The sequence below is a fragment of the Streptomyces sp. McG3 genome (genome assembly GCF_018619185.1).
GTDB lineage: Bacteria > Actinomycetota > Actinomycetes > Streptomycetales > Streptomycetaceae > Streptomyces.
Window position 1 is genome coordinate 1 of the sequence record NZ_JAAXYC010000419.1, and the last position, 5,611, is coordinate 5,611.

Below are 5,611 nucleotides of genomic sequence, written 5' to 3' on the forward strand. Positions count from 1 at the left end.
CAGGTGTGTATAAGAGACAGCCCGTACACTGACCGCGGGGATTGCTGGCACTCGAACGCACCGAGTGCCAGACAGACACCGAGAGACACAGCTGGAGGTGTGCGCGATGCTCAGCGAACGCAGACTCGAAGTGCTGCGCGCCATCGTCCAGGACTATGTCGGCACCGAGGAGCCCGTCGGCTCCAAGGCGCTGACCGAGCGGCACCGGCTGGGGGTCTCCCCGGCCACGGTCCGCAACGACATGGCGGTGCTGGAGGACGAGGGCTTCATCGCCCAGCCGCACACGAGCGCGGGACGCATCCCGACCGACAAGGGGTACCGCCTCTTCGTCGACAAGCTCGCGGGCGTCAAGCCGCTGTCGTCGCCCGAGCGCCGGGCCATCCAGAACTTCCTCGACGGCGCGGTCGACCTCGACGACGTGGTCGGCCGGACGGTGCGGCTGCTCGCGCAGCTGACCCGGCAGGTCGCCGTCGTGCAGTACCCCTCGCTGACCCGCTCGACGGTGCGGCACGTGGAACTGCTGGCGCTCGCCCCCGCCCGGCTGATGCTCGTCCTGATCACGGACACCGGCCGGGTCGAACAGCGTATGATCGACTGCCCTGCGCCGTTCGGCGAGGCATCGCTCGCGGATCTGCGGGCCCGGCTCAACAGCCGGGTCGTCGGACGCCGCTTCGCGGATGTCCCGCAGCTGGTGCAGGAGCTGCCGGAATCCTTCGACAGCGAGGACCGCGGGACGGTTTCCACGGTCCTTTCCACCCTCCTCGAAACACTGGTCGAGGAGACGGAGGAGCGGCTGATGATCGGCGGCACCTCCAACCTCACCCGCTTCGGACACGACTTCCCGGTGATGATCCGGCCGGTGCTGGAAGCACTGGAGGAACAGGTCGTCCTGCTGAAGCTGCTCGGTGAGGCAACGGACTCCGGCATGACCGTACGGATCGGGCACGAGAACGCCCACGAGGGGCTCAACTCCACGTCCGTCGTCGCGGTCGGCTACGGTTCGGGCGACGAGGCAGTCGCCAAACTCGGCGTGGTCGGACCGACCCGCATGGACTACCCCGGAACGATGGGAGCGGTACGCGCAGTGGCACGTTACGTCGGACAGATCCTGGCGGAGTCGTAAGTGGCCACGGACTACTACGCCGTACTCGGCGTGCGCCGCGACGCATCTCAGGACGAGATCAAGAAGGCATTCCGTCGGCTCGCACGCGAGCTGCACCCGGATGTCAACCCGGACCCGAAGACCCAGGAGCGGTTCAAGGAGATCAACGCCGCTTACGAGGTGCTCTCGGACCCGCAGAAGAAGCAGGTCTACGACCTCGGAGGCGACCCCCTCTCCGCCAGTGGCGGGGGCGGTGGCGCGGGCGGTTTCGGAGCCGGCGGCTTCGGCAACTTCTCCGACATCATGGACGCGTTCTTCGGCAACGCCGCGCAGCGCGGGCCCCGTTCGCGGACCCGGCGGGGCCAGGACGCCATGATCCGGCTGGAGATCGACCTCAACGAGGCGGCCTTCGGCACCACCAAGGACATCCAGGTCGACACGGCCGTCGTCTGCAACACCTGCAGCGGCGAGGGCGCGGCCCCCGGCACGTCCGCCCAGACCTGTGACATGTGTCGCGGTCGCGGCGAGGTCTCGCAGGTCACCCGGTCCTTCCTGGGCCAGGTCATGACCTCGCGGCCCTGCCCGCAGTGCCAGGGGTTCGGCACGGTCGTGCCCACCCCGTGTCCGGAGTGCGCCGGCGACGGCCGCATCCGCTCGCGGCGCACCCTGACCGTGAAGATCCCCGCGGGCGTCGACAACGGCACCCGTATCCAGCTCGCCGGCGAGGGCGAGGTCGGCCCCGGCGGCGGCCCGCCCGGCGATCTGTACGTGGAGATCCACGAGCTGCCGCACGCCGTGTTCCAGCGGCGCGGCGACGATCTGCACTGCACGGTCACCGTCCCCATGACAGCCGCGGCCCTCGGCACCAAGTGTCCGCTGGAGACGCTGGACGGCCTGGAGGACATCGACATCAGGCCCGGCACCCAGTCCGGCCAGTCCGTGCCCCTGCACGGGCGCGGCATCACGCATCTGCGCGGCGGCGGCCGGGGCGACCTGATCGTGCACGTCGAGGTGATGACCCCGTCCAAGCTCGACGCGGAGCAGGAGCGGCTGCTGCGGGAGCTGTCCAAGCTGCGCGGCGAGGAGCGGCCCCTCGGCCAGTTTCAGCCAGGTCAGCAGGGGCTCTTCTCCCGGCTGAAGGACGCGTTCAACGGCCGCTGAACCGCTTTCCGCCTTTCACCGCACCGCCCGCCGGTTCCGAACCGGCGGGCGGTGCGGCGTGCGGCGGCAGAACCGGTCACGGCGTCGGCTGGCTGATTCGGCCCCGTTGCACGGGACGTGGCACGATGCGGTCATGTCCTCCGAGTTGACCGATCTCTGCCGGTATCCGATCGTGCAGGCCCCTATGGCGGGCGGCGCGTCCGGACCCCAGCTCGCCGGGGCCGTCGCCGAAGCCGGCGGGCTCGGGTTCCTGGCCGCCGGGTACAAAACGGCGGACGGGATGTACAACGAGATCAAACAGCTGCGCCGGCTCACCGGCGGGCCGTTCGGCGTCAACCTCTTCATGCCGCAGCCCGCGCTCGCCGACCCCAGCGCCGTCGAGGTCTACCGCCACCAGCTCGCCGGTGAGGCCGCCTGGTACGAGACCCCGCTCGGCGACCCGGACAGCAGCGGCGACGACGGCTACGAGGCGAAGGTCGCGATCCTGCTGGAGGACCCGGTCCCGGTCGTCTCCTTCACCTTCGGCTGCCCCACCCGCGACACCCTGGACGCCTTCGCCAGGGCCGGGACGCACACGATCGTCACGGTCACCTCGGCCGAGGAGGCCCAGAGCGCCCAGTGGGCGGGCGCCGACACCGTCTGCGTCCAGGGCGTCGAGGCGGGCGGCCACCAGTCCACCCACCGCGACGACCCGCAGGTCGACCAGACCGGCACCGGGCTGCTCTCCCTGATCACCCAGGTCCGCGAGACCGTGCAGATCCCGATCGTCGCCACCGGCGGACTGATGCGCGGTTCGCAGATCGCGGCCGTCCTCGCGGCGGGCGCGGACGCCGCCCAGCTCGGCACCGCCTTCCTGGTCTGCCCCGAGTCCGGGGCGCACCTGCTGCACAAGCAGGCACTGACCAACCCGCTGTTCGTCCGCACGGAGCTGACCCGCGCCTTCTCCGGGCGGCCCGCCCGCGGCCTGGTCAACCGCTTCGTGCGCGAACACGGCCCCTACGCCCCCGCCGCCTACCCCCAGGTCCACTACGTCACCAGCGGGCTGCGCCTGGCCGCCGCCAAGGCCGGGGACGCCCAGGGCATGGCCCTGTGGGCCGGACAGGGCCACCGGATGGCCCGGGAACTGCCCGCGGGCGAGCTGATCGAGCTGCTCGCCGTCGAACTGGAGGCCGCCCGGTCGGCCCTGAGCATGAGGAGCCCCCGGTGACCGCACCGGTCTTCGTCGTCGAACGGATGCCCGATGGGCTGGAGTTCGTCCTGGAGGGACCCGAGGGGCGGCACGCCGTCTCCGTGAAGCGGCTCCAGACCGGAGAGGACGTCGTCCTCACCGACGGGCTCGGCCACTGGGCCCAGGGCGTCGTGCGGGCCGCCGAGGGCAGGGACCGGCTCACGGTCACCGTCCGCGCGGGCGTCCAGGAGGAGCCGGAGCCCGAACCGCGGATCACCGTCGTCCAGGCGCTCCCCAAGGGCGACCGGGGCGAGCTGGCGGTCGAGACGATGACCGAGACCGGCGTCGACGCGATCGTGCCCTGGCAGGCGGCCCGCTGCATCACCCAGTGGAAGGGCGACCGGGGAGCCAAGGCGCTGTCGAAGTGGCGCAGCACGGCCCGGGAAGCGGGCAAGCAGTCCCGCCGGGTGCGCTTCCCCGAGGTGGCCGAGGCCATGACGACCAAGCAGGTCGCCGCCCTGCTCGCCGCCGCCGACTTCGCCGGGGTCCTCCACGAGGACCGCGACCACGACAGCACCCCCCTCGCCACCGCCGAACTCCCCGCCGCCGGCGGACTCGTGCTCGTCGTCGGACCGGAAGGCGGCGTCTCCCCGCAGGAGCTGACCGCCTTCGCCGAGGCGGGCGCCCGCCCCTACCGGCTCGGCCGCAGCGTGCTGCGCACCTCCACCGCCGGGACGGCCGCGACCGCGCTGCTGCTGGGGCGTACGGGGCGCTGGGGCTGAACAGGGCCCGGCGGGCCAGGGATAGCATGCCCCTGTACTGATCACCAGCGACCGTACTGATGATCACCAGCGATCTCACTGATCACCAGCGACGAGGAGGCCCGGCCATGGCGGGAGAGCCGCAGTCCGACTGCCTGTTCTGCAAGATCGTCTCGGGGGACATCCCGGCGACCATCGTCCGCGAGAGCGAGACCACCGTCGCCTTCCGCGACATCAACCCGCAGGCCCCGACCCACGTCCTGGTCATCCCGAAGGTGCACTACCCGGACGCCGCCTCCCTCGCCGCCGCCGAACCGCTCATCGCCGCGGACGTCCTGCGCGAGGCCGGGGAGGTCGCCGCCGAGGAGAAGGTAGACGGCAGCGGCTACCGGATCATCCTCAACACGGGCTCCGGTGCCGGCCAGACCGTCTTCCACGCCCACGCACACGTCCTGGGAGGCCGCGGCCTCCAGTGGCCCCCCGGATAACGGAGTCCCGCGCCATGTCCGTACGCGAGCTGGTGGTGCTCGGCACCGCCAGCCAGGTGCCGACCCGGCACCGCAACCACAACGGCTATCTGCTGCGCTGGGACGGCGAGGGCATCCTCTTCGACCCCGGTGAGGGCACCCAGCGCCAGATGCTGCGGGCCGGGGTCGCCGCGCACGACATCGACCGGATCTGCGTCACCCACTTCCACGGCGACCACTCCCTGGGGCTCGCCGGGGTGATCCAGCGGATCAACCTCGACCAGGTGCCGCACCCGGTGACCGCGCACTACCCGGCGAGCGGGCAGCACTTCTTCGACCGGCTGCGGTACGCCACCGCCTACCGCGAGACCGTCGAGCTGAACCAGGCCCCGGTCGCCGGGACCGGCGGAGTCCTCGCCACCACCCCCGCGTACACCCTGGACAGCGCGAGGCTCTCGCACCCCGTCGAGTCGTACGGCTACCGCCTCACCGAGCCCGACACCCGGCGCATGCTGCCCGCCCGGCTGAAGGAACACGGCATCGCCGGACCGGACGTGGGCCGCCTCCAGCGCGACGGCGTCCTCGGCGGCATCACGCTGGATCAGGTCTCCGAGGAACGGCGCGGACAGCGGTTCGCGTTCGTCATGGACACCCGGCTCTGTGACGGGGTGTACGCGCTGGCCGAGGGCTGCGACATGCTCGTCATCGAGTCGACCTTCCTTGACGAGGACGAGAAGCTGGCCGTCGACCACGGGCACCTGACCGCCGGACAGGCCGCCCGGGTGGCGGAGGAGTCGGGCGTCCGCCACCTCGTGCTCACCCACTTCTCCCAGCGCTACGGCGACCCGGAGCTCTTCGAGACCCAGGCCCGCGCCGCCGGGTTCGACGGCGAACTCACCGTCGCCCAGGACCTGATCCGGGTCCCGGTCCCCACCCGACACCACCCCTGATC

The 5,611-nt window shown here is 71.6% G+C and carries 6 protein-coding genes; all 6 read left to right on the forward strand.

Translation table 11 applies throughout. The annotated features are described in order from the left end of the window. The first annotated feature begins 106 nt into the window (after window positions 1-106). Complete coding sequence (gene hrcA / locus HET64_RS35880) at window positions 107-1,123, forward strand: heat-inducible transcriptional repressor HrcA (RefSeq protein WP_018961217.1); 1,017 nt, start codon at window positions 107-109, stop codon at window positions 1,121-1,123. Further along, window positions 1,124-2,263 carry a molecular chaperone DnaJ gene (gene dnaJ, locus HET64_RS35885; RefSeq protein ID WP_069754761.1) on the forward strand — a complete coding sequence of 380 codons (1,140 nt, stop codon included), beginning with the start codon at window positions 1,124-1,126 and terminating at the stop codon, window positions 2,261-2,263. Window positions 2,264-2,396: 133 nt separating this feature from the next. Then, window positions 2,397-3,470 carry a nitronate monooxygenase gene (locus tag HET64_RS35890; protein WP_215111424.1) on the forward strand — a complete coding sequence of 358 codons (1,074 nt, stop codon included), beginning with the start codon at window positions 2,397-2,399 and terminating at the stop codon, window positions 3,468-3,470. Beyond that, a complete protein-coding gene (locus HET64_RS35895) occupies window positions 3,467-4,213 on the forward strand; it encodes a 16S rRNA (uracil(1498)-N(3))-methyltransferase (RefSeq protein WP_215111425.1) in 747 nt (248 codons plus the stop codon). Before HET64_RS35890 ends, HET64_RS35895 begins: the two co-directional genes overlap by 4 nt. 107 nt (window positions 4,214-4,320) lie before the next feature. Beyond that, window positions 4,321-4,680 carry a histidine triad nucleotide-binding protein gene (locus HET64_RS35900; RefSeq protein WP_215111426.1) on the forward strand — a complete coding sequence of 120 codons (360 nt, stop codon included), beginning with the start codon at window positions 4,321-4,323 and terminating at the stop codon, window positions 4,678-4,680. 14 nt (window positions 4,681-4,694) lie between these two features. Beyond that, on the forward strand, window positions 4,695-5,609 hold the full coding sequence (locus tag HET64_RS35905) for a ribonuclease Z (protein ID WP_215111427.1): 915 nt from the start codon (window positions 4,695-4,697) through the stop codon (window positions 5,607-5,609). Window positions 5,610-5,611: the final 2 nt, after the last annotated feature.

Bases quoted from the DNA above. Each gene is read 5' to 3' on its own strand.
- hrcA (WP_018961217.1), top strand. From the start codon at position 107: ATGCTCAGCGAACGCAGACTCGAAGTGCTGCGCGCCATCGTCCAGGAC.
- HET64_RS35905 (WP_215111427.1), top strand. From the start codon at position 4,695: ATGTCCGTACGCGAGCTGGTGGTGCTCGGCACCGCCAGCCAGGTGCCG.
- HET64_RS35900 (WP_215111426.1), top strand. From the start codon at position 4,321: ATGGCGGGAGAGCCGCAGTCCGACTGCCTGTTCTGCAAGATCGTCTCG.
- HET64_RS35890 (WP_215111424.1), top strand. From the start codon at position 2,397: ATGTCCTCCGAGTTGACCGATCTCTGCCGGTATCCGATCGTGCAGGCC.